Source organism: Chryseobacterium sp. 2TAF14 (assembly GCF_052115105.1).
In the GTDB taxonomy this organism is placed as follows: domain Bacteria; phylum Bacteroidota; class Bacteroidia; order Flavobacteriales; family Weeksellaceae; genus Chryseobacterium.
On sequence record NZ_JBFRGA010000353.1, the window covers coordinates 1 to 602 of the forward strand.

Here is a 602-nt window from a genome sequence, read left to right on the forward strand (position 1 = left end):
GAATCGGCTTGAATCGGCTTGCTCAATGCGTTCTTCCTGATCGTCATTTTGGTGGTCGATAAAAAATTCACAATAAACAGGGAGATGATCTGAACCGAAATTTTCTAAAGTTTTTAAATCTTTAATAAAAACATCTTCACTATGAAACATCAGGTCGATAGGAAACCTGAAAAGCCTGTATTTAGCATGGAAAGTAGACACAAAATCGTGCCCGACTCTGGGATCGATCAAATGGCTCGTCTTTCTGAATAAAATGGAAGATTTAGACCACGCCACATTATTGAAATCTCCTACAACAATTACCGGCTTATTTATTTCGGTCACTCTTTTGGCAACGCTCAGAATGTCACCGTCTCTTTCTTTTGAGGTCTCTTCTTCAGTCGGACTTGGCGGTGGCGGATGAACTCCGAAAAATACAAATTCAAAACCATCATCGGTCTTTAAATGTGCTTCAATGCTCGGGATATCGTCTGCAACAAAATAATGCGTTTGCGATTCTTCAATCTTTATTTTAGAATAGAAATGCATTCCGTAGGTGTTTTCAAGGGTAACCTTATGTTGGTACGGATAATCATTTTCTAACACCTGAAGCGCTTTTTCCC

The 602-nt window shown here is 39.2% G+C and carries 1 protein-coding gene; it reads right to left on the reverse strand.

Annotated features, from left to right (window positions below):
* Positions 1-585, reverse strand: a 585-nt coding sequence (locus AB4Y90_RS18140; RefSeq protein WP_441558955.1) for an endonuclease/exonuclease/phosphatase family protein, incomplete at its 3' end; no start/stop codon positions are given.
* Between the last annotated feature and the right edge of the window lie 17 nt (positions 586-602).